This is a genomic window from Cupriavidus sp. HPC(L), from assembly GCF_000307735.3.
Taxonomy (GTDB): domain Bacteria; phylum Pseudomonadota; class Gammaproteobacteria; order Burkholderiales; family Burkholderiaceae; genus Cupriavidus.
The window spans coordinates 1-23,950 of the sequence record NZ_AMPR02000424.1 but is presented as its reverse complement, the minus strand read 5'-3'; the positions used below and the strand labels follow the sequence as shown (position 1 = coordinate 23,950).

Below are 23,950 nucleotides of genomic sequence, written 5' to 3'. Positions count from 1 at the left end.
CGCGGTCTGGCGCCGATCGCCGCGCCGGCGGGCTGGCAACTGGCCGACAGCGCGACCGCGATCCAGCCGCTGATCGTCGGCGACAACGCCGCGGCGCTGTCGCTGTCGGCGGGACTCGAGCACGCAGGCATCCGCGTCGGCGCGATCCGTCCGCCGACCGTGCCCGCGGGCACCGCGCGGCTGCGCATCACGTTGTCGGCGGCGCATCGGCAAGAGGATGTCGCGGCGTTGCTGTCGGCGCTGGGTGCATTGGCGGCGCAGACCGATTCTTCTTGCAGGGAGGCAGCATGAGCCCGCTCCCCGCATTCGCCTGCTTCGTCACCGGCACCGATACCGAGGTCGGCAAGACCCACGCCAGCGCGGCGTTGCTGCACGCGCTGGCCGCGCGGGGCCGCACGACGGTCGGCATGAAGCCCGTCGCGAGCGGCTGCGAGCCGCGCGACGGCCAGTGGCATAACGACGATGTCGCGCAATTGCGCGCGGCCAGCAGCGTCGACGTGCCGCTGGCGCAGACCTGCCCGTGGCTGCTGCGCACGCCATGCTCGCCGCATCTGGCCGCGCAGGCCGATGGCGTTCGCATCGATGCCGAGCCGATCCTGTCGGCGTTTGCCGCGCTGCGCGCGCAGGCCGACGCGGTCGTGGTCGAAGGCGTCGGCGGCTTCCGCGTGCCGCTGGCTACCGGCCCCGGCGGCTGGGACACCGCCGATCTCGCAGTCCGGCTCGGCCTGCCGGTGATCCTGGTGGTCGGCATCCGGCTGGGCTGCCTGAGCCATGCGCTGCTGACCGCCGAGGCGGTACGCGCGCGCGGGCTGCGCCTGGCCGGCTGGATCGCCAACCGCATTGATCCGGACATGCTGCTCGCCGACGACAACATCGCCACGCTGCGCGACGCGTTCGACGCGATCGGCACGCCGTGGCTGGGCACGCTGCCGTGGCAACTGCCTGCCGAGCAAGCCGCGCGCTGCCTCGATCTGGCCCCGCTGCTCGACTCCGACCGACATCCCGGCGATGCGCCCTTCGAGCGCGCCGCCTGACAACAGAATTCGATCCGACATGACTACCATCGCCACCATTTCCGCCGATTCACTGCGCCAGAGCGCGCGCCAGCAGGCTGCTCAAGCCGGCGCCAACGAAACCAACGGCAACAACGCACGCTGGACCGTCGACGCCGTCGCCGCCCTGTTCGCGCTGCCCTTCAACGATCTGCTGTTCCGCGCGCAGCAGGTCCATCGCGAGCATTTCGACGCCAATACCGTGCAGCTGTCGACGCTGCTGTCGATCAAGACCGGCGGCTGCGAGGAGGATTGCGGCTATTGCCCGCAGAGCGCGCACCACGATGCCGGCGTCAAGGCCGGCAAGCTGATGGCGCTCGACGAGGTGCTCGACGCCGCGCGCACGGCGAAGGCCAACGGCGCCACGCGCTTCTGCATGGGCGCCGCCTGGCGCAGCCCGAAGGACCGCCATCTCGAACCGGTGATCGACATGGTCCGCGAGGTCAAGGCCATGGGCCTGGAGACCTGCGTCACGCTCGGCATGCTGCGCGCCGAGCAGGCGCAGCGGCTCAAGGACGCGGGCCTCGACTACTACAACCACAATCTGGATACCTCGCCGGAGTTCTATGGCGAGATCATCAGCACGCGTACCTACCAGGACCGCCTGGACACCATCGGCCATGTGCGCGACGCCGGCATCAATGTCTGCTGCGGCGGCATCGTGGGCATGGGCGAGACGCGCGAGGCGCGGGCCGGGTTGATCGCGCAGCTGGCCAACATGGACCCGTATCCGGAGTCGGTGCCCATCAACAATCTGGTCCAGGTCGAGGGCACGCCGCTGGCGGGCACCGCGCCGCTGGACCCGTTCGAGTTCGTCCGCACGATCGCGGTCGCGCGCATCACGATGCCGCGCGCGATGGTGCGCCTGTCCGCCGGCCGCGAGGCCATGGACGAAGCGTTGCAGGCGCTGTGCTTCCTGGCCGGCGCCAATTCGATTTTCTACGGCGACAAGCTGCTGACCACCGGCAACCCGCAGGCGGAGCGCGATCGCGCGCTGCTGGGCCGGCTCGGCATCCGCGCGGAAGGACACGCGGGATGACGAGGGTGTCCGTGCCTGCCGTTCTCCCGTCGTCCCCGCAAAAGCGGGGGCCCGGCGACTTGCGTAAGCCGCTGGGTCCTCGCCTCCGCGGGGACGACGGGGGGCCGCGCCCGGCGCGGACACCGACAGCCAGCCGGTCGCCGTTCCCCATCAACAAGGAGGAGCCATGTTCACCAAGATCCTGATCGCCAACCGCGGCGAAATCGCCTGCCGTGTCGCCGCCACCTGCCGGCGCCTGGGCATCCGCACCGTCGCGGTCTATTCCGACGCGGACGCGCAGGCGCGCCATGTCGCCTATTGCGACGAGGCCGTGCATATCGGCGGGGCCGCGGCGCGCGACAGCTATCTGCGCGGCGACCACATCATCGAGATGGCGCGCGCGACCGGCGCGCAGGCGATCCACCCGGGCTACGGCTTCCTGTCGGAGAACGAGGGCTTTGCCGAGGCGTGCGCCGCGGCCGGGCTGGTCTTCATCGGGCCGCCGGCATCGGCGATCCGCGCGATGGGCAGCAAGAGCGCGGCCAAGCAATTGATGGAACGCGCCGCGGTGCCGCTGGTGCCGGGCTATCACGGCGAGGACCAGGATCCGGCGCTGCTGCGCCGCGAGGCGGACCGCATCGGCTATCCGGTGCTGCTCAAGGCCAGCGCGGGCGGCGGCGGCAAGGGGATGCGCGTGGTCGAGGACGCCGCCGGCTTCGAGGCGGCGCTCGCCTCGGTCAAGCGCGAGGCCAGCGCCAGCTTCGGCGACGACAAGGTGCTGGTCGAGAAGTACCTGACGCGGCCGCGCCATATCGAGATCCAGGTGTTCGCCGACACGCAGGGCAACTGCGTCTACCTGTTCGAGCGCGACTGCTCGGTGCAGCGGCGCCATCAGAAGGTGCTGGAGGAAGCCCCGGCGCCCGGCATGACCGAGGAGCGCCGCCGCGCGATGGGCGAGGCGGCGGTCGCCGCGGCCAAGGCGGTCGGCTATGTCGGCGCCGGCACGGTGGAGTTCATCGCAAACCAGGATGGCTCGTTCTACTTCATGGAGATGAACACGCGGCTGCAGGTCGAACACCCGGTGACCGAGATGATCACGGGCCAGGACCTGGTCGAATGGCAATTGCGCGTGGCCGCCGGCGAGCCGCTGCCGCTGTCGCAGGACCAGCTGCGCATCGACGGCCATGCGCTCGAGGCGCGGGTCTACGCCGAGAATCCCGACAAGCAGTTCCTGCCCTCGACCGGCACGCTGCGCTATCTGCGCACGCCGCCCGCGGTGCAGTTCATGCGCGGCGAAGACGTGCATGGCCCCGCCGGCGTGCGCATCGATTCGGGCGTACGCGAGGGCGATGCAATCAGCCCGTATTACGACCCGATGATCGCCAAGCTGATCGTCTGGGGCAAGGACCGCGACGAGGCGCTGGCGCGCATGCGGCAGGCGCTGGCCGCGTATCACGTGGTCGGGCTGTCGACCAATATCGCGTTCCTGCAGCGGCTGGTGGCCTCCGAGCCGTTTGCCAAGGCCGACCTCGATACCGGCCTGATCGCGCGCCACGAAGCCACGCTGTTCGCGCCGCCGGCGCCGGTCGGCATGGAACTGATCGCGCTGGCCGTGGCCGCGCTGCTCGATGCCGAGGCGCGCGAGCGCCGCATCGATGCGGCGGACCCGAATTCGCCGTGGACCCATGCCGGGCCGTGGCGGCTGAACGCGGGCGCCCAGCGGGTGCTGCGCTTCACGCATGGCGCCGACACGCTGGAAGTCACGCTGCAGGCCGACGCGCAGGGCAGCACGCTGTTCTATGCCGACCAGGCGGCACCGTTCCGCACGCATTGCGTGGCCGACGACGTGCAGGTCGACCTCGGCACGCGCCGCGCGCATGGCCAGGTGCATCGCGATGGCGACGTCTTCCATGTGTTCGCCGGCGGGCGGCATGTGTCGCTGGAATGGCAGGATCCGCTAGCGCATGCCGGCGATGCCGAAGGCGAGGGCGGCAAGCTGACCGCACCGATGCCGGGCAAGGTGATTGCCGTGATGGTCGAAGCGGGCGCCACCGTCACGCGTGGGACGCCGCTGCTGGTGATGGAGGCGATGAAGATGGAGCACACCATCAGCGCGCCGGCCGATGGCGTCGTCGGCGAAGTGCTGTATGGGGTCGGCGACCAGGTCGGCGAGGGCGAGCAATTGCTCGGTTTCGAAGCGAAAGCGGGCTGAACCTTCGGGGGAAGGTGGCATGCGGCACTCGCGTTGCGAAATGCAAGAACCGCATGCCTTCCCGAAAGCCGGGCTCCGACCTCGCGTTGACAATTCCGCGATGCCTTGTCTCCGCGAGGCCGGTTCCCGGGGGCCCCGCCTGGCATCGAACCAACGGCATTGGCGCCGGCCCGAATCCCTCGGGCAGACGCCATCGGCCCGTCGGCACCGCACCGCATCGCTTCGCGGCACGAGGAAGTTCTCAATCGCACGTCTTGAGTTTCCCATGCCCCGATACACGCTCGACCCCTGCGCGCCGCCGCCATCCAACGTGGCCGCCGCCAGCGCGGCCAACGCCACGGCTGCACCATCCCCTCGACACGATTTCGGCGTGTTCCGCTTCGACGGCTATGCCGTATCCATCAGCATGGACCACCACGGCATGCGAGCCGAGCGGCTGGTCAAGACCACGTCGTCCAGCCCCCTGCACGCGCTGCTGTACTGGTTGAGGACGCTGTTCAAGGCGGAGGGCGGCGCGGCGTGGTATCTGAGCGAGCGCGACGGCAACGAGGTGATCGGGCAGCGCTGGGCCGACGACCGGCAACGGCATCTGCGATCGTTCACGACGCCTGCGCCGCCTCCGCCGCGACCGCCGGCCCTCGAGCTGCCGGCGATTGCCTGGGCCGAGGCGGCCTGGACAGTCGTGCTGGGCTGCCTGCCCAGCCGCGATCGAGCCGCGCTCGGACTGGCCTCGTGGGGGATGCAGCAGGCGATGCAGGGGGAGCTCGCGCTGCATGCGGCACTGGCCCGCACGCGTGGCGTGCGCACGCTGGCGGGCCTGCAGAAGGTCGCGGCGGACTACGGCCTCGAGACCGGCCAGCAGGCCGGCCAGCAGGCGGCCCCCGCGCGACCGGACCGGCTGGCGCCAAGACAAAAGGAGGCGCTGGTTGTGGCGCTTGCCGAGCGCATCCCGATGCTGGAAGGCGCTCAGCGCGCCGCCGCACTGGACTGTCTGTGCCGGCAGGCCGCGGGCCTGGAGGGCCGCAACGGGATGCGGGTACGCGCCGCGCTGCTGATGTCGCTGCCCAAGGCGCAGCGGGAACAGGCGGCCGCTGTGCTGATGCCGGACAAGGCGGCTTACGCGGCGCTGATCCGGTCGCAGACGCCGCAGGAACAAAAAGAGCGGCTTGTCGGCATCACCGAGGCCTTTCTGCACCAGCCCGGCACGGCAGAAGAGGCGGTCAGCCGCTGGGACCAACTGCTTGCCGATGCCGCGGGCGACCTGCTTGCCCGGCCGGCCCTGGCGCAGCGGCAATTGTCCGCGCTGGCCGCATGCCTGAAGAAGATCGGCAGGCCCGGCGGGAGCGGCGATCGCGAGCTGCCCGCGGTCGCGCTCGATCGCTGGCACGCGCTGCGTCAGCAGTTGCCGGCCTTGCCCGCCACGGAAGCCGTCGAACTCGCGTACGCGCTGTCCAGGAGCCTCGCTCGTCTCGACGTCGACGGCATCGACCGCGCAAAGGCGGTGGCGTCGGTCGATGCCTGGCAGGCCGGCGTGAAGCTGACCTGCGAACAGCAGGTCAGGCTTCTCGCGCGGCTGGCGCACCTCAAACCGACCGATGGGCCGGCCGAACGCTGGTCGGCGGTGTGGGACCGTATCGAATCCGAGCAGCTTGGCCGCCTGGGCCCGCAGGCGGCGCGCGAGCTGGCATGGGTGCCGGCGCAACAGGGCTGGCAACGCGTGGTGGACTTCTGCATGGACCGCCGCAACGCATCGGCGGATCAGCGTGCCGATATGCTGCTCGCGCTGGTCCAGCTCGTCGATATGCGGCGGTTCTTCTACCGCCAGCTCGACGTCAAGGCATTGAAGCCGAAGCTTCACGAGGCCGCGCTGGATCTGATGAAAAGCGGTGGGCCCGTTTTCCCGCTGCTGCGATGCCAGTGGCGGCCGAAGGCCGAAATCGCCGCGGCCATCCGGCAGCATCTTGACTGGCCCCGCCATTGCCAGGCGCTGGTGCAATGGCTCGAGTACCGCGGCAACCAGGACGCGTCGCCGCATTGGAGCCTGCCCGACCTGCTCGCGCTGCAACCGGACCTGGCCTGGCTTGCCCGGCACATCGGCCAGGATGGCGACGGCGCGGCGCGCGAGGCCGGCCAGCGCGTGGCGATGGCGGTGGCCTCATGGGCCGATACGCAGCTCGCCAGCGACGGCAGTCAGCTGGAGCCGGGACTGGCGCTGGCCGAAGCGTTGCTGCCACTGGTACAGGCCACGCACTGCGATGACCCCGGCGGCGGCGCGCTGGCGCGGTTGGTGCAGCTGGTCAACACCATCATGCTGGCGGCGAACGAGCAGCCCGGCATCGCGCGCGCCGCTCGCATCGACGCCCTGTTCGACGCGACGTGGGCACGCGTGGATGCGCTCGCGCCGGCCGACCGCCGCGCCACGCTGCAAGCGCTGATCACGCTGAAGGAGCCGCTGCCGCCGAACGAGATACGCCGCACGCCGCAATTCTGGGCTGGCACGACGCTGCTTCGCGCCGCGCAGGCCATATCGGACGACATGCCGGGCAGGGGCGTCCTGCTGGTGGGGCTGGCGAAGGCCGAATACATGCTCGATGGCAAGAACAACCTGGGCGCTCACTTCGGCGGTGCGCGGATGCAGATCCACGCCAGGACCGTCGCGTTGCCGGACAGGGATTTTGCGGTGGCCGCGGAACGCCTCGCGCTATGGTTCTCCAGCCGGCCAGCCGACCGTGCCGAGGCGCACGCCTGGGGAAAGGCGAAGTCCGCCTTCGTCGCCCGCGTGCAAGGCCTGCCAGCCGAACACGTGGCGGCGCGCCAGCGTATCGATTACTGGATGCAACCGGACTGACAGGCGGATCCGGCGATTCGGCCCTGCTCGGCCCTGCCCGGCCCCGCTCTGCCGGCGCCGGTTCCGGGACGACGGAGTCTGAGACAATACGCCGGGACAAGACCAAAGACGTGGAGAAGCAATGAAGCTGCAGTTGTACGTGCCCGACGGCCGCTATGCGCCGTGGATCGAGGGGTTTGCGCAGGCCCTGCCCGAGGCGCAGTGCGTCACCTGGGAAGAGAGCCAGGGACAGCCGGTCGACTATGCGGTGGTCTGGCGCCCGCCCCTCGAGATGCTGAAGGGACGCCAGGACCTGAAGGCCGTGTTCAATCTGGGCGCCGGCGTCGACGGCATCCTGCGGCTGCGCGACACCGATCCCGAAGCGCTGCCGGCCGGCGTGCCGATCGTGCGGCTCGACGACGCCGGCATGGGCGCGCAGATGGCCGAGTACGTGACCCACGCGGTGCTGCGCTATTTCCGCCGGCTCGACGACTACGCGGCGCAGCAGCAGGCGGGCACCTGGAAATTCCTCAAGCCGAATCGGCGCGCCGATTTCACCATCGGCGTGATGGGCGTCGGCACGCTGGGCGCGCATATCGCCCGCACGCTGGCGTCGTTCGGCTTCCCGGTGCGTGGCTGGAGCCGCTCGCCGAAGATGGTCGACGGCGTGCAGTGCCATGCCGGCGAGGCCGGGCAGACCACCTTCCTCGACGGGCTGCGCGTGCTGGTCAACGTGCTGCCGCTGACGCCCGAAACCGAGAACATCATCGACGCGGCGCTGCTGAACCGGCTGGCCAAGGGCGCCTATCTGATCAACGTCGCGCGCGGCCCGCACCTGGTCGAAGAGGACTTGCTGGCCGCGGTGCAGCAGGGCCAGATCGCCGGCGCGACCCTCGACGTGTTCCGCACCGAGCCGCTGCCGCCCGAACATCCGTTCTGGCGCGAGCCGCGCATCACCATCACGCCGCATATCTCGGCGCTGACGCTGCGCGAGGACAGCATCGCGCAGATCGCCGACAAGATCCGCGCGCTGCGGGCCGGCCAGCCGATCGCCGGCGTGGTCGACCTGCAGCGCGGCTACTGAGCGGCGCGCCACATAAAACCGGACCGCCGCCGCGAGCGGCGGCCACCACCAGACGAGGAGCAGCGATGAACCAACCCAACTACGTGAAGATCGTCGAGGTCGGGCCGCGCGATGGCCTGCAGAACGAGAAGGCGATGGTGCCGGCCGACATCAAGGTCGCGCTGATCGACCGCCTGACCGAGGCCGGCTTCGTCAATATCGAGGCGGCTTCGTTCGTGTCGCCCAAATGGGTGCCGCAAATGGCCGATGGCGCCGAGGTGATGGCGCGCATCCAGCGCCGGCCCGGCACACTGTATTCGGTGCTGACGCCGAACATGAAAGGGTTCGAGGGCGCGGTCGCCGCGGGCGCCGACGAAGTGGTGATCTTCGGCGCCGCCAGCGAGGCCTTCTCGCAGAAGAACATCAATTGCTCGATCGCGGAATCGATCGCACGCTTCGAGCCGGTGGCGGCCGCGGCCAGGGAAAAGGGCATCCGCCTGCGCGGCAGCATCTCCTGCTCGCTGGGCTGCCCGTACCAGGGCGAGGTGCCGGTGGCGGCGGTGGTCGACGTGGTCCGTCGCATGCGGGACCTCGGCTGCGACGAGATCGACATTGCCGACACCATCGGCGTCGGCACGCCGGCCCGCGTGCAGCAAGTGATGCGCGCCGCCGCCGCCGAGTTTGCGCTGGACCGCCTGTCCGGCCATTTCCACGACACCTATGGCCAGGCGCTGTCGAACATCCTCGCCAGCCTCGACGTCGGCATCCAGATCTTCCACGCCTCGGTAGCGGGCCTCGGCGGTTGCCCCTATGCGAAGGGCGCGACCGGCAATGTCGCGACCGAGGACGTGCTCTACATGCTGCATGGCATGGGCGTGCGCACCGGCATCGACCTGGAGCAGGTGGTGCGCGCCGGCGATTTCATCTCGCAGGCGATCGGCCGCGCCAACAACTCGCGGGTCGGCCGCGCACTGCTGACCAAGTGGGCGGCCGACAAGGCCGAAGGCAATGCCGCGGCCTGCGTCTGAAGGCGTCTGAAGGCATCTGAAGCCAGTCCGATCCAGACAAGAAACCACAACGCGCGGAGACCGAAGCCCGATGCAGAACCTCGCCCGACCCTTGTCGTTGTCCGAAGGCACCGCCGCCGAGGCGGCCTTGCCCGAATCCGCCCAGCGCGTGGCGCGCCTGCTCGCCGAGCTGGGCCATGACAAGCCGATCGTGATGCTGCCGTCGACCGGCAAGACCTCGGCCGAGGCCGCTGCCGGGCTGGGGTGCTCCGTTGCCGAGATCGCCAAGTCGATTGTCTTTCGGCGGCTGGACGACGACGCGCCGGTGGTGGTGATCGCCAGCGGCAGCAATCGTGTCGACGAGGCCAAGGTCGCCGCGCGCGTCGGCGCGCTAGGCAAGGCCGATGCCCGCTTCGTTCGCGAGAAGACCGGCTATGCGATCGGCGGCGTCTGCCCGATCGGCCATGCGGTCGCGCCGGTGATGCTGCTCGATCGCGACCTGTTCCGCCATGACAGCCTGTGGGCCGCCGCCGGCCATCCGCACGCGGTGTTCAACCTGACCCCGCAGCAACTGCAGGCCATCACCGGCGCGGAAGTGGCCGACGTGGCGCAGGAGGGTTCGGCATGAGCCCCGATCTGAAACCCGGCCTGGCGTTCACCTGGCGCTATACGGTGCCGCCCAAGGCCACGGTGCCAAATCTCTACGACGACGTCCCCGGCTGTCCCGAGATGCCCGACGTGCTGGCGACCGGCTATATGGTCGGCATCATGGAGTGCGCGTGCCTGCAGATGCTGCGTGAATACCTGGACTGGCCACGCGAGCAATCGCTCGGCACGCTGGTCAGCTTCACGCATCTGGCGCCGACGCCGGCCGGCATGACAGTCACGGTCAAGGGCGTGTTGACGGCGATCGAGGGGCGCAAGCTGCGTTTCGAGCTGTCCGCCTGGGATGGCGAGGACAAGATTTCCGAAGGGGTGCATGAGCGCCATCTGATCGACGCGGCGCGCTTCAACGACAAGGTCGCCGCCAAGCGCGAACGGGCGGCCGCCGCGCCCAGGTAGATCGGTCGCCCCAAACGCTTGGGTTTGCCGCCGTTTTGGCAAGCAGCCATGTTCGGCATGGGAACAATACCGTGCAGGTCCGCAGGGTGCGCCTTCGCCCTGCGGGCACCCCGATACGGGGCGGTCTTGATTCACTCCATGTCCGAACGCCATGCCCGACTCGTACAAGTACGTCTACCACGGCTTGCCGCCGCGACAATTCGAAGACATCGAACACCTGCGCCCCGTCTTCGAGCACGCCTACAGCGTCAGGATCGTATGGCTGCACGACCAGCCCGTGCGCGCCGAACGCGATCCGCCGGCCCGGTTCGGTTCGCCATGGTCGAGACTGATCTACTGGCTGCGCAGCCTGCTGCGTCTGGAAGGCGGCCGCAGTTGGGCCATTGGCCGGCGCGACGCCCGTACCATCATCGAGCAACGAAGCGGGATCGAGCAGGCGTGGTGGTCGGCCCAAGGGGGCAACAACAATAACAAGGCCGGCACGCCGACGCGCCACATCGCTGCGACACCGGCACCCGCACCGGAACCTGCGCCTGCACCCGCCTGCATCCATCCGCTCTTCTGGCGCCAGGTCTGCCGATTCCTCGAGCCGGACCAGGTACTGGCCGTGGCGGCGGTCAGCAAGGACGCAAGGCGTTCCACCGCCAGCCAGGCGCTGGTCGCGCGCGCCATGCGCGGCGCGGCGGAAGCCACGACGTTGTCGGCGATGCTGGCCGTGCTCGACGACATGGCCGGCTGGCAGCGGCGCCAGGATCCCGAGTGGCCCGTGCCGATGGCCAGCCATGGCAGTCTGGTGTCGGCGCTCGCGGCACGCGTCCATGTTCTGCTGCCCGCGCAGCGGCAGCCGGCATGCGAGGTACTGCTCGACACCGCCGAGCGCCTTCATGTGGCCGGCCTGCGCGCCCGTGCGCTCGCCGCGATCGCCCGCTCCCTCGATTCGGTACGCGACTCCGACCGCGACGCGACCGAAAGCCGCCTCGGCCGGTTGATCGACGCACTGCCGGCCGAACATCGATATCCGGCGTTGGCCGCCGTGCTGGCGAGCCACCGCACGCGGGAAGCGCGGCGGGCGTTCACCGCGCTGGGTTGCACCGCCGAGAACTGGTTCGCCGTCGTCGGCCGGCTTCCGGCATCCGAATGGGCCCGGGCGACATGGATCGTCTGCGAGGCGCTGCTGCAGGGGTTTCCCGACCAGTGGTCCGCGCAGCCGCCGCGGGCCGAGGCGTGGGACGCGATGCTCGGCGCCATCGACAGGACCGGCACGGCCAGCAACGAGCCGGATCGCGATCGGCGCAAGGCATTCGCCCTGGAGGCCATGTGCAAGACCTGGATCGTCGGCGGCAATCCCGAGGAGGACGAGGCGCGGTGGCGAGCATTGTTCGAACGGACGAGCGCGCTGCCGCCCGCGCTGATCGCGCCGCCGATGCGTCGGCTGCGCGCCCGTCTGAGCGATCTGCCCGATGCCGCCGGCCGGGCGTGTGCGTCGGCATTTCGCGGCTGGCTGCAAACGGCCGCGCTGCCGGCCGCGCAGCGGATCGAGCTCGGTGCGCCACTGATCTCCTGTCTGCCCGCGGACAAGCGCTGCGCCCACTGGGAGGCAAGGTGGGCCGACTGGTACCGTGGTGTCGACGACGACGACGCGCGGCGCATCGGCCTGGCACGCGGATTGATCGGCATGCTTTGGAGCGTGCCGTCACTGGCGAACTGGCCGGCTCCGCTCGGCGGGCACGGCGGCAGCGCGCCGCTGGCGCCTGGGCTGCACGCCCGGCTGCTGACGATGTTGCCGGCGGAGGCCATGCGCGATGCGCCCGGCAGCATGGCGCAGGTGCTGGCCGATTCAATGCGTCTGGCGCAGCAGTACGACAGCCCTTTTGCCGCCTTGTGGTGGTACGCGGCAGGTGCGTTGTCGCAAGCGCAGCAGCGCAGCGTGGAATCGATACTGCAACGCATGGACCCGGTCAGCCGGTTCGGTCTGCTGTACGAATTGCTGCAGGACGAGCGCCGCCCGCCTTGCGCGGCGACGCTGGCGATGGACTGGCTGCGGCAGCCGACGGCGGGCATCGAGGAAGGCCCGGTGCGGGCCCGGCTCGCCTCGTTGCTGGCCAGGCTGTGCGAAGAGGAGACGCGCGCGGGTCTCGCGTTGTCCAAGGTGCTGGACCGCATCGAGACGCTGGCCGGCGAGCTCGAAGCGAGTCCGCCGGTACAGGCCCAACTCCAGTTCGCCACCGACATGGTGATGCTTGGCAACACCGCCGCCATGGCGGCGAGCCTGCGCCAGCCACCGCCGCGCGAGGTTGTCGAGGCGATCATGCTGCTGGATCGGATCTGGCGCTGGGTCGCACGCGCGCCAGCGTCGATGCGGGCGGAAGTCGTCCAGGCACTGTTGCTGCGCAATCCGGGTGCGGGACGCAATACCGAGAACGCGAACGTCTACCACTACCTGTCCAGGCCCAGCCTGCACCATGTGCTCGAATTGGTCAGAAGCAGCGTGTCAAGCGTGCCGGCCGGGCGCCGTGGCGACATTCTGCTTGCGCTCGCGGTGGCGCGTATCGACAGCGCCAGAGCGGCTGGTTTCGGCGCCATGCACCTCGCCATGTGGGACCTGCTGCGCGATGCGATGCCCGACCGGAACCGGCTTCCCATCCTGTTCGCGGTCGGACGCTGGCTGATCGATTCGCCGATGGACGATGTCATGCGTTTGCGCTGGCGACATTGCATGGCCGAATACGCGGCGCTGTGCGACGGCCTGGCCGAAGTCGACCGCAACTGCGTCCTTCCATGGCGGCTTGCCGTGCAACAGGCGCTGTCGTTCGCGGTCGCCGCCCCCGGTCCGGCGCCGATCCATGGACTCGCGGCGAACGCGTGAGCCTGCCGTGCCCTGAAGACGGACGACGGACCATGCCTGATTCTCCGAAGTACCTCTACGATCCGACCCACGCCGACAGCATTGCCGCGCTGTCCCGTCTCGGACGGGCGCCATCGAGCGGCGCGCAAACCATCGGCGTGTTCCGCTTCCGCGGCGGCGAGCCGGTCCGGATCGCGCGTCTGGACGACAACACCTGGATGGCGACCCGCCTCGATGCGGCGGGCCGGCCGCGCCGCCTGCTCGACCGGCTGCTCGAGCTCGTGCGGTCGCTGTTCCGGCTGGAAGGCGGGCGGCGATGGAAGCTGACCGGGCGCGACCGCCGCGAGATGGAATCCTGGATGTTCGCGATGTCCGCGCGCGCGCTGCAACAGCAGATGCGATGCCAGCGCGAGCAGGCCGCGGTGCGCGATCGGCGCGACGCCAGCACGCTGTCCCGGTTGGAAGCGTTGCCGCTGCCGTTGCTGCACGCGATCGGCGTGAGGCTCAGTCTGCAGGACTGCCATGCGTTGCGGCAGGTCTGCTCCCGGTTCGCCAAGCCGACGGCGCACTGCGTGCCCTTGCTGCAGGCGGCCTTGTGGACCACGCTGCCGGGGCTGCGCCGCGCGCTCGCGCATATGCTGCCGCAAACGGAGAGCCGGCCGTTCGCCGTCGAGCCGGACCGGCCGACGCGCGCAAAGGCATTGCAGGTGGCGGCCGACCGCGTTTCGGAGCTGCCCGCCAGCCAGCGCTGCGCGGGCCTGCGCAGTGTGCTCGATGCGATCCAGCTGGCGTTTCCCGACGGCGACGGCGCCGCGGTACCGCTGCGCGTGCTCGCCACCGAGCTGGCGCGGCAGCCATGTCTTGCCGTGGAAGAGAGCCGCCAGGTCCAGCGTCTCGCGGTCGAACTTTGCCGCGCGCTCGAGCGCCTGCCACTGGCCGAACGGATCGGCGCGGCATTGGCGCTGCACAGGAACCCGACGCTGTCGATCACTGACCGCGTACGCGCGCTGCTGGTGCCGGAGTCCTGCTGGCTGCTGGCCGTGCGCGTGGTCCCAGCGGTGCAGCGGCGCCGCGTCGTCGACGATCTTGCCAGCCTTGTTGCCGAGCCTTCCCGTTTGCCGCCGTCGAAGGCCGTGCCGTTGGCCCTGCAGGCGCTGGAGCTGGCCGAACTCGATCCGGGCGCCAGCGCGCAGGCGCTCGCGGCACTGATCCGGATCTCGGCGCTGGCCATGCTGGTGCAAGACTGTCCGCCCGTTCCGCCCGATCCGCGCGGTGGCCACGCGGCGTTCCGTGCCGGGATGGCGGTATGGGAGCGCCTGTTGGCAACGGCGTCCGCATGGCCGACGCAGGCAGCCGTCATTCTGATGAAGGCGCTGTTGCAGGCGCTGGCCGCGCTGTCGGACCAGCGCGTCAAGAACAAGGCCCGCCTCGCCGCAGGCAGATGGCTGCAGAATGCCGGCGAGCTGCCGGGCAACGATCGCCATATGATCGAGGCGCTGCTGTTCGCGCTATTGGCCGAACCCGCCCGTCTCGCTGCCTGGAACGCGATGTGGGACGCCTTGCCGCCGCCGGCATCGCAGCACGACGACGCCGCCGAGGCGGACATCCGGCAGATCGCGCGATGCCTGACCTACCTCGCCGATGCCACGCAATGGGAATCGATGCTGCTGCCGCGGCTGACGCCGTTGCCGCCGCAGCAGCAGGCGGCATTGCTGTCAAACCTGCCGGCCTTCCTGTACAGGGGCCCGCATACGATGGAACTGTTCGAGCGGGTGTTGAACCTGGCGGTCCATCATCGACTGATGAAACCGCTGACGCTCTGGTATCGCGCGCGCACGCTGGCGGACTACGGCCAATACGGCGATGCGCTGGACAGCGCGCTGGTCTGCCAGCCGACGGTCCAGCAGGCCCAGTGGATCGTGGCGCTTTCGCGCAATCGGGTGGTGCCCCAGCTATGGATCGATGTGGGACTGGCCGCGATGGAGCCGCCGTTGCCGAATGCGGCGCTGCAGGCCTCGCTGATCGGTGCAGTGGCGGTGCAGTGCCACGGCTGCGGCATCGCGCTCGACGCTGGCTGGCAAGCGCGGCTCGTCCGGCTGACCGAAGCCCTGGTGCAGCTGGAGGACACGGCCGCGCGCCTGGATACCGCGGCGCTCTCGGCGCTGATCGGCATTGGGGATGTCATGCTGCAGCTGCACGACGGCGCGGCGAGATCGGCCAGGCGGGCCTGGGCCGAGGACGCGATCCCCGCCTTCGTCGACGCGGTATGGAGATGGGTCCGCGCTTTGCCGTTTGACAGCATGCTCGGCATGCTGGCCGCCCTGTGCACGGTGCGCGCGCCCTTCGCTCCGTCGTACGAGCGGCACTTTCATCTGGCCACCGTACGGCATGCGTTGGGGTTATTGCCTGCGTTGTCGCCTGAGCAGCAAAGCGACCTGCTGCCGCTGCTGGTCGACATGGAATCCGGGCCCAAGGGCGCGAGGCCGATCGATTGGCGCGGTTTCGACCGCTGCCGCCAGACGCTGTGGCAGGCCATCGTGGAGCTGCCGGCCCGGGAGCGGGCGCGCGCCCGCCTGCTCGACAAGGTGTCGTACTGGTTTGCCCGTGCCCCGGCGGACGCGGCCAGTCGCCGGGCGTGGCGCGACGCCCGCCGCGAGTACCTCGCCATGGTCGATGGCGTGCGGTCCGACCATCGTCCGGTACTGGCCTGGCGCTGAAGGTGGCGGCAGCCCTCGACCCGCCGCGCTGTGCCGTCCGCTCAATGGCGCTACACTGCGTCGATCAGCCTCCGGCCCTTCGTCCCCATGCCAGCCGACGCCAAATTGATCGCCGATCTGCGCCGCCGTGCGCTTTCCGCCCAGTATGCGAGGCCGGTGGCCTCGCCTTGCCGGGATGTCTGCCGCATGGGCCAGCACGGCTACTGCGAAGGGTGCTTCCGCACCATCGACGAGATTGCCGGCTGGGCCAATCGCAGCGACGAAGACAAGCGCGCGATCTGGCAGACGCTGCCGCAACGCGCCGCCACGGCGGACACCGCCGCTACCACCGATACCTCCAATACCGGCGACACGGTGCAGTCGGGGCGCCCATGAGCGAATCCACAGCAAACCAGCCGGACGCATTCGCCGACCGGTTGCCCGCCGGCATCCGCGTGTTCGAACGCGGCTGGCTGTCGGCCAACAACGTGCTGCTGATCGACGGCGACGATACCGTGCTGGTCGATACCGGCTATGTCAGCCATGCACAGCAGACCGTCGCGCTGGTCGAGGCCGCGCTGGACGGCAAGCCGTTGAAGCGCCTGATCAATACCCATCTGCATTCCGACCACTGCGGCGGCAATGCGCTGCTGCAGCGGCGCTGGCAACCTCGCACTTGGATTCCCGCGGCCGAGGCCCGCGCGGTGGCGCAATGGGACGTCGATGCGCTGAGCTATCGCGCCACCGGCCAGCAGTGCGATCGCTTCGCCTTCGACGCGCTGCTCGAGGACGGCCAATCGATGCGGATGGGAGGCCTGGACTGGCAGGTCATCGCCGCACCCGGGCACGACCCGCACGCGGTGATGCTGTTCGCGCCGGCGGAACGCATGCTGATCTCCGGCGATGCGCTGTGGCAGCACGGCTTCGGGGTGATCTTTCCCGAGCTCGACGGCGACAGCGGCTTCGCCGAGCAGGACGCGGTGCTGCGGCGGATCGCCGAGCTGGACGTCCGGCTGGTGATTCCGGGCCATGGCAGCCCGTTTACCGATGTCGGCGCGGCGCTGGAGCGCGCTCGTGGCCGGCTCGACTATCTGCGCGCCGATCCGCGCCGCAACGCCGCGCACGCGCTGAAGGTGCTGGTCAAGTTCAAGCTGCTGGAGCAGCGCCAGATGACGCGCGACGCGCTGCTGCGGTGGATGGCGCAGGCACCGCTGCTCGAGCGCGCGCGGCTGCGCTATCTGGACGGTGCGCCGTTGCCCGGCGTGCTCGAGCAGGTGCTGGCCGGCCTGGTCAAGGCGGGTGCGGCCACGGTCGACGGCGAGTTGATCCGCAATTCGGATTGAGCGCGATGAGCACGGTGCCGATCCTGCGGGGCGACGGGTTCTCGCTGCGTCCGTTTCGACAGGCCGACGCGGAGCAGTTCGCCGCCGCGGTGCAGGAGTCGATGGCGAGCCTCGCGCCGTGGATGCCATGGGCCCATCTGCGCTACAGCGTGCGCGACGCGCAGCTGTGGATCGATACCTGCGCGGAGAATCTTGCGGCCGGACTGTCGTACGACATCGGCGTCTACTCGCAGGACGGCCGCGTGCTGTGCGGCGGCGTCGCGCTGAACCAGATCTCGACCGAGAACCGCATCGCCAACCTGGGCTACTGGATCCGCAAGAGCCGGCAGGGCGAGGGGCTTGCCACCCGCGCCGCCTGGATGATGGCCTGCTTCGGCTTTCACCGGCTGCATCTGACCCGCATCGAGATCGTCGCCGCCGAGCAGAATCTGGCGAGCCGCCGCGTTGCCGAGAAGACCGGCGCGCTGCTCGAATGCATCGCGCGCAACCGGCTGGTGCTGCACGGCGTGCCGTGCCGCGCGGCGATCTACTCGCTGGTGCCGGAGTCGGTGATGCCGACTGTCCCTGCGCCTCCGGCCCCACCGCAATGAGGGATCAGCGCGTGATGCTGAACGCGTAGGTGCGTTCGTCCTGGCGCGGAATCACGGTCAGGCCCTTCTTCGCCGCCCACACATTGATCTGGTAGTACAGCGGGATCACGCCGTAGTCCTTGATGCCGATCTCGGTGGCCTCCTGCAGCAGCTTCTCGCGCGCGCGGTCGTCGATCGTCGTCAGCGCGGCGCTGAGCTTGGCGTCCAGCGCCGGGTTGCTGTAGCGCCCGCGGTTCGAGGCGCCCCAGCCCTTGCCGGGGTCGTAGGTCGCCAGCAGCGACTTCAGCGACGAGCCTGCCTCGCCGGTGTCGGCGCCCCAGCCCGCCAGCATGAACGAGAAGTCGAGCTTGTTGGCGCGCGTGAAGAAGCTCGCCGACGGCATCGCCTCGACGCGCGTCTGGATGCCGATGCGCGTCAGCATCGACGCGATCGCCTGCGCCACCTGTTCGTCGTTGACATAGCGGTTGTTCGGCGTATGCAGCGTCAGCTGGAAGCCGTCCGGATAGCCGGCCTCGGCGAGCAGGCGTTTGGCCGCTGCCGCATCGGCCGTATCGGGCTTCAGGCCCGGCACGTGGCCGAACAGCGAGCTGTTGACCAGCTGGCCGGTCGGCTCGGCCGCGCCTTCCATCACGCGGTCGACGATCGCCTGGCGCGAGATCGCCTTCGAGATCGCCTGGCGCACGCGCGCGTCTTTCAGCGGATTGCGGGGCAGCGGCTTGCCTGCCTTGTCGGCGACGAAGGGCGAGAGCTCGCGGTCGCTGTCCATATGCAGGTACATCATGCGGAAGGTCGGCACCTTGAATACCGACACGCCGGGATCGGACGACAGCTTGCGGATGTCCGAGGTCGGCACGTTCTCGATCACCTGCACGTCGCCGGCCAGCAGCGCCGCCACGCGCGGCGCATCGTTGGTCAGGATGCGCAGCGACACCGTGTCCCATTGCGGCTTGTTGCCCCAATAGGCGTCGTTGCGGGTCAGCTCGACGCGGTCGCCCTTGCGGAAGCTGACGAACTTGTACGGCCCGGTGCCGACCATCGCCTTGCCGCTGTTGAAGTCGTCGCTCGAGGCATTTTCGGCGACCTTCTTCGACACCATGTAGATCGTCGACAGATCGTTCGGCACCAGCGGGTAGGGACCGTTGGTGGTGATGCGCACGGTCAGCTTGTCGACCGCCACCACGTCCTTGAAGCCCTTGGTGTAGATCGTGTACGGCGACGGGCTGTTCTTGACGTTGGCCGGCCGTGCCAGCGAGAACACGACGTCCTGCGCGGTGAATTCGCTGCCGTCGTGGAACTTGACGCCCGGCCGCAGCTTGACCTCCCAGGTGGTCTCGTCGACCGCGCGCCAGCTTTGCGCCAGCGCCGGCTTGAAGCGCATCTTCTCGTCCTTGGCGATCAGCGTTTCGAACATGTGCTCGGCGACGTTCGCGTTGGGCGTGACGTTGTGATAGTGCGGATCGAGCGAGGTGATATCGCCGGACAGGCCGATGGTCAGGCCGGCCGCGTGTGCGGGCAGGGCGGCGGCGCCGAGGGCCAGGCTTGTGGCCAGCACCGCGGCGCGCAAGGTACGACGAACGAATGGCATCGGGCACTCCCGTCGGTTGTGGTGTGGCGCATTGTCGGGACCGCGCTCTTGCAGTGTCAAGACGGACAGACCCGCGGCACGGCATTGCACCGGCGGCAGGCAGGCCGGGGCGCCGTTAGCCCGCTGGCGCCCCGCAGGGGTGCCTGCTGCACCGCGATGAAACGTCGCGCCGGTAGTCGACAGACCGAGGCGATCGACCCACGCAAGAATGCCCCTCCGGCGCGAAGCCCCCAGCGCCCTGACCCGATCCTTCGAGGAATCCGATGCCCATCCACAACCTCGGCCGCGCGAGCGCGGCCATGCCCATTGGGCCCGATCCGACCGATTCGGACCCGACCGGTTCCAATCCGACCGGTTCCAGTCCGACCCGGCCAAATCGCCTGACCGGCGAAGCGCCCGCGCCAACCGGCACGCTGCATCTGCTGGCGCCGGCGCGGCCGTCCAGCGTTGCGCTGGTCGTCGCGGCTGCCGACGCGGCGCCCGGCCCGTGCTGGTCGCTGTTGGCGGACCCGATGAAGCGCATCGCCGGTTATCTGTCGTTGCGCGACCGCATCGCGCTGTCGCGCGCCAGCCATGCCGTGCGCGACGCGCTGGGACAGCTCGCCGCCACGACGCTGGAGCGCGCACGCCAGGTGTCGACCCTGTCCGCCTTGTCCGGCATGCTGAATCGCATCGACGCGATGGCGGACGTGGGCGATCGCATGTTGGTCTTGCGGGCATTGGCGCGGCGCACGAGCTGCCTGGCGCGTGCCCACCGTGTGCGCGCATGGCGGCTGGTGCTGCGCGCGAGCGATGCGCTGCCTGTGGCGGCACGCGGCGCCGTGCTCGTTGAACTGGCGTCCGTGCCAGACGTGGCGCGGACGCCGGAGCCGTTGCGGCATGACAGCGTGCGCGAAGTCCATGTTCCCGATTGCCTGGCGATGCTCGATCAGCGCCTGAACGGCCTGCCCGGGCCCGGCCGGGCGGCGTTGACCTTTGCCTGCTTGAAGTACGCGCACCGCAGCGGGGCGGCGGGGTGTACCTGAAGCCGCCCCCGCGGCGGCCATTCGACCTGGCGGGCCATCTTGCGCTGGCGGCCCTGTTGCCGGCGGGCCGGCACCGCGATGCCGCGCGGCTCGCTGTCGAATACCACCTGCGTTCCCCCGGCACGCCAGCGGAACTCTGGCGCGACGGCTTTGGCGCCGCCTGTGCGGCTGGTCATCGGACGATATCCGCATGGACGCTAGTGGCGCTGCTGGAAGCCAGGACCGTCGAAGGACCGCCGCTGCTCAGTGCGCTGGAAGCGCCCCAGCTGGCGTGGCAGCAGGCATTCGCCCAGGCCGGACGCTGCACTGGGGAGGCTGCCGCGGAGTTGGCGGTCGGTCTGATGCGATGCTTGCGCGCCGGCTGGGCTGCCGACCCGTTCCGCAGGCAGGGCATCGACGCGCTGTGGCAGCTCGGCGTCGATCTGCGCTTCGATATCGATCAACGCGCCAGGCTGTTTGCGCGATGGGGCGGCTGGCTGTCTGCGCAGCAGTGGGAAGCACTGTGCGACGAGCTGATGGAGCGGTGCGCCACCGAAGGCACAACGCGTTCCCGACGTGACTGGCTGAATCGATTGTTCGACACCGCGCCGCCGGGCGCGCGTTCGATGCCACGGCAACGGGCATTCACGGACACGCAGCGGAAAACATCGGATGCCGCGGCGCCGCTGGAGCGTGCGGCATCGCTCGCACAACGGCTCGAGGCGGCTCCGGGCGAGCCGCCCCCCACCGAGATGCAAAGCTTCCTGGACGCCTTGATGGCGGCCATGCCATTGGCCGACGATGGCCGCGCGGTGCTCGCGCAGGCGATGCAGCGGCTATGCGACACGTCCGAGCCGTTTTCCGCGAAGATGGTCGCGCTCGCCGCCGATTTGCCGTCCTGGAGCGGCGAGATGGAAATGGCCGCGCAACCGGCACTGGCGTTGGAGTTTGCGCGTCTTGCCATCGTGGTGCAGTGGCAGTCGGAACAAGGCCGCGATCACATCCACAGTGCCGACGCGATGGTTCTGCGCAACTTCGTCGATGTCCTGACCCGGTCGGTCAGGCGTTTGCCGATCGAGGTTCGGCAGACGGTGCTGCTCGACCTCGGGCAAGGGCCGACCGAGCAGTACGAGGGCCTGTACGGTATCAACGCGAGTACCGATTGGATCCTGTCCGTCGCGGCGTCCTTGCCGCCGGCGTTTCGCGTCGACGTGCTGCGCCAGTGGGCCGAGGCCGATACGCGGCGCAACGCTGTGGCCACGATGTGGCACCAAGCGAGCGGCGGCGAATATGGCTGGGCGCCCAGGCGCGCGGTATGGCGCGCCATCATGCAGATCCCGCCCGAGTATCAGGCGTCGCTGCTGTGCGCGACCACGGACTGGTTCCACAGCGTCGTCTCTTCGACGCCGAGCGCGGCGTCACGGAAGGACGACGATTTCGTGGCAGCCGGCGCGCAATGGCTGGAAGCGCTGCAGCGTTTGCCGCCCGACGATCGTCTCGAGCCGCAATCCCTCGTGATGCCGCAGGTGGCAGTGATGATGGAGGATGCGGTAGCGAGGCTGATCTGCAGGTTCGACCGCGCATGAAGCACGGCGCCGGAACAGGGGCCGACGCCATGCAGCCGGGACGGCCGGCGGCGCATCCTTCGCGCCGCTGGCCAGCGCTGCGCTAGAACGTCGTGCGCAGGCCCACGCGCACGCTGCGGCCGGCCATCGGCGCGATGTCGCGCAGGATCGAGGTGGAATTGCGCGCCTCCTCGTTGGTCAGGTTGTCGCCGCGCAGGTAAAGCAGGGTTTGCGTGCGCCCGCTCTTGATCTTGTAGGTCAGCGCGACGCCCAGCATCGTGTAGGCGTCGGTCGGCGTGTCGTTGACGGGCACGCGGGTCTGCTTCGCGGCCCAGGTCAGGTCCAGGCGCGCGCCGAAGGGGCCGGCGCCGTAGACGAGCGCGCCGCCAAGACGCAGCGGCGCCAGCCGCGGCAGCGGCTCGCCGGTCTCGCGGTTCTCGCCGCGCACGTAGTCGGCCCGCGCCTCGAAGTCCAGCGTATCGCTGCCGGTCAGCAGCTTGCGGGCCAGCCGGGTCTTGCCCTCGGCCTCGAAGCCGTACAGCGTCGCCGGAATGCCGAGATAGCGCAGTTCGGGCAGGGCGTCCGCGCTGCCGGGGGCCACCAGCTCGCCTTCCTCGTTGCGCGCGTTGCCGGTCGCGGACAGCGCCAGATAGTTCGAGAAGCGGCTGTAGAAGCCGGACACGCCGGCGCTGTGATCGCCCTGCTTGAAGCGCAGGCCGAGATCGACCGAAGTCGCGCGTTCCTTGTTGGCGTTCGGATCGCCCTGCTCCCAGGCACCGGTGGCAACGTGCGGGCCGTTGGCGTACAGCTCGTAGAACGTCGGCGCGCGCTCGGTGTAGGCGACGTTGGAGGTCAGCGACCAGGCCGGACCCAGCTTGTAAAGCAGGCCGGCCGAGGCGCTGCCGGCGTTGAAGCTGCGTTTCGCGTCGGCAAAGCGTTCGTTGCCGCCGGCGGTGGCCTTGATGCTGGTATGGTCGATGCGCCCGCCCAGGTTCAGCTTCAGGTTGCCGGCCGAATCCAGCGGCATTTCCTCGAACACGAACAGCGCGGCATTGTCGGTATCGCTGCTGGGCACGAAGGCCTCCTCGCCCAGCGCGGAGAAGCGGGTCGCGCCGAACTGCGCGCCGATCACGCCGCGCATGCGGCCGATATTGCCGTGCTGCGCCTCGATGCGGGCGTCCCAACCCTTGTTCTTGAACACCGTGCCGGTTTCGCCGCCTTCGATTTCCTTGTGCTCGTAGTCGGTATAGCCGAACTTGCCCTTGACCGATTCGAACCAGCCGCCGGTGGTGCCGGACAGGTTGCGCGCTTCGCCTTCCAGCGCGAAGCGGTCCTGCTTCATGTTCAGCCGCACCTCGTCTTCGGCGGGCGTGCCGTAGTCGTTGCGATAGGCGCTGTAGCTGGCGCCGACGAAGCCGTCGGCCCAGGTGTAGGAGCCGCCCAGCGCGCCGCCGTGCTGCTCGGCGTTGGTGTTGGGCAGGCGGTTGCGGACCTCGCTCTCGCCTTCCTCCAGCGGCTGGCTGTTGCGCAGCCGCTCGCTGCGGGCGTAGCCGGGGATGCGCAGGTCGCTGGTCTTGCGGGCGAATGCGTCGGCATGGATGGCGAACTTGCCGTTGCCGGCCTCGATCAGGCCGCTGGCGTTGCGGGCCGCGTCGCCGTCGATCGTCGCGCTCAGGTCGGTGGCGCCGGTCACGCCTTCGATCGGCGCCTTGGGGATGCGGTTGTCGATCACGTTGACCACGCCGCCGATCGCGTTGCCGCCATACATCAGCGCCGCGGGGCCGCGCACGACCTCGATGCGCTCGGCCACCAGCGGGTCGAGCGGCACCGCGTGGTCGTAGGACAGCGTGGCGGCATCGATGCTGCTGCCGCCGTTCTGCAGCACCTTGATGCGGTCGCCATCGAGCCCGCGAATCACCGGCCGGCTCGAGTTCGGCCCGAAGTAGGTCGAGGACACGCCGGGCAGGCTGTTCAGCGTTTCGCCGAGCGTGCTGTTCTGGCGCACGGCCAGGTTGTCGCCCTGCAGCGTGGAGACGGCGGGCACCAGCGAGTTCAGGTCGCTGCCGAGCGGATTGGCGGTG

At 69.6% G+C, this 23,950-nt stretch carries 18 protein-coding genes; 16 read left to right on the top strand and 2 right to left on the bottom strand.

Annotated elements, in window-relative coordinates; genetic code table 11:
• The 14 genes from B551_RS19550 to B551_RS19485 form a co-directional block, all read left to right on the top strand.
• A partial coding sequence (locus B551_RS19550; RefSeq protein ID WP_043441613.1) for an aminotransferase class I/II-fold pyridoxal phosphate-dependent enzyme occupies positions 1-291 on the top strand: 291 nt, incomplete at its 5' end.
• Positions 288-1,034 (top strand): dethiobiotin synthase, encoded by a 747-nt coding sequence (gene bioD, locus B551_RS19545; protein WP_006579937.1) that lies wholly within the window; start codon positions 288-290, stop codon positions 1,032-1,034. The genes B551_RS19550 and bioD, both read left to right, overlap by 4 nt.
• Positions 1,035-1,053: 19 nt before the next feature.
• Positions 1,054-2,091: a biotin synthase BioB gene (bioB, locus tag B551_RS19540; RefSeq protein ID WP_006579938.1), complete on the top strand. Its 1,038-nt coding sequence runs from the start codon at positions 1,054-1,056 to the stop codon at positions 2,089-2,091.
• Between the two features lie 166 nt (positions 2,092-2,257).
• The gene (locus B551_RS19535; protein ID WP_006579939.1) at positions 2,258-4,282 is read left to right on the top strand and encodes an acetyl/propionyl/methylcrotonyl-CoA carboxylase subunit alpha; all 2,025 of its coding nucleotides are present in this window, start codon (positions 2,258-2,260) and stop codon (positions 4,280-4,282) included.
• Positions 4,283-4,322: 40 nt separating this feature from the next.
• Positions 4,323-7,130 carry a hypothetical protein gene (locus B551_RS19530; RefSeq protein WP_157072045.1) on the top strand — a complete coding sequence of 936 codons (2,808 nt, stop codon included), beginning with the start codon at positions 4,323-4,325 and terminating at the stop codon, positions 7,128-7,130.
• 121 nt (positions 7,131-7,251) lie between these two features.
• A complete protein-coding gene (locus B551_RS19525) occupies positions 7,252-8,193 on the top strand; it encodes a glyoxylate/hydroxypyruvate reductase A (protein WP_006577546.1) in 942 nt (313 codons plus the stop codon).
• A gap of 65 nt (positions 8,194-8,258) precedes the next feature.
• Positions 8,259-9,200 (top strand): hydroxymethylglutaryl-CoA lyase, encoded by a 942-nt coding sequence (locus B551_RS19520; protein WP_006577545.1) that lies wholly within the window; start codon positions 8,259-8,261, stop codon positions 9,198-9,200.
• A gap of 70 nt (positions 9,201-9,270) precedes the next feature.
• The gene (locus B551_RS19515) at positions 9,271-9,807 is read left to right on the top strand and encodes a YbaK/EbsC family protein (RefSeq protein ID WP_006577544.1); all 537 of its coding nucleotides are present in this window, start codon (positions 9,271-9,273) and stop codon (positions 9,805-9,807) included.
• Positions 9,804-10,241: a thioesterase family protein gene (locus tag B551_RS19510; protein WP_023264838.1), complete on the top strand. Its 438-nt coding sequence runs from the start codon at positions 9,804-9,806 to the stop codon at positions 10,239-10,241. The genes B551_RS19515 and B551_RS19510 overlap by 4 nt, the downstream gene beginning before the upstream one ends.
• A 151-nt stretch (positions 10,242-10,392) precedes the next feature.
• A complete protein-coding gene (locus B551_RS19505) occupies positions 10,393-13,107 on the top strand; it encodes a hypothetical protein (protein WP_006577542.1) in 2,715 nt (904 codons plus the stop codon).
• A 32-nt stretch (positions 13,108-13,139) separates the two neighbouring features.
• Complete coding sequence (locus B551_RS19500; protein ID WP_006577541.1) at positions 13,140-15,803, top strand: hypothetical protein; 2,664 nt, start codon at positions 13,140-13,142, stop codon at positions 15,801-15,803.
• Positions 15,804-15,890: 87 nt separating this feature from the next.
• A complete protein-coding gene (locus B551_RS27170; protein WP_023264836.1) occupies positions 15,891-16,178 on the top strand; it encodes a DUF1289 domain-containing protein in 288 nt (95 codons plus the stop codon).
• Positions 16,175-17,125 carry an MBL fold metallo-hydrolase gene (locus B551_RS19490; RefSeq protein ID WP_052511430.1) on the top strand — a complete coding sequence of 317 codons (951 nt, stop codon included), beginning with the start codon at positions 16,175-16,177 and terminating at the stop codon, positions 17,123-17,125. Before B551_RS27170 ends, B551_RS19490 begins: the two co-directional genes overlap by 4 nt.
• 5 nt (positions 17,126-17,130) lie before the next feature.
• Positions 17,131-17,715 (top strand): GNAT family N-acetyltransferase, encoded by a 585-nt coding sequence (locus tag B551_RS19485; protein WP_006577539.1) that lies wholly within the window; start codon positions 17,131-17,133, stop codon positions 17,713-17,715.
• A 4-nt stretch (positions 17,716-17,719) separates the two neighbouring features.
• Here B551_RS19485 and B551_RS19480 read toward each other — a convergent pair whose 3' ends face one another.
• Positions 17,720-19,300: an ABC transporter substrate-binding protein gene (locus B551_RS19480; RefSeq protein WP_006577538.1), complete on the bottom strand. Its 1,581-nt coding sequence runs from the start codon at positions 19,298-19,300 to the stop codon at positions 17,720-17,722.
• 263 nt (positions 19,301-19,563) lie between these two features.
• On the opposite strand from B551_RS19480, the gene B551_RS19475 reads away from it, so the two are divergent.
• A complete protein-coding gene (locus tag B551_RS19475) occupies positions 19,564-20,325 on the top strand; it encodes a hypothetical protein (protein WP_006577537.1) in 762 nt (253 codons plus the stop codon).
• Positions 20,316-21,890 carry a hypothetical protein gene (locus B551_RS25245; RefSeq protein WP_157072044.1) on the top strand — a complete coding sequence of 525 codons (1,575 nt, stop codon included), beginning with the start codon at positions 20,316-20,318 and terminating at the stop codon, positions 21,888-21,890. The genes B551_RS19475 and B551_RS25245 overlap by 10 nt, the downstream gene beginning before the upstream one ends.
• An 82-nt stretch (positions 21,891-21,972) precedes the next feature.
• Here B551_RS25245 and B551_RS19455 read toward each other — a convergent pair.
• On the bottom strand, positions 21,973-23,950 hold a 1,978-nt coding region (locus B551_RS19455), incomplete at its 5' end, for a TonB-dependent receptor (protein ID WP_023264834.1).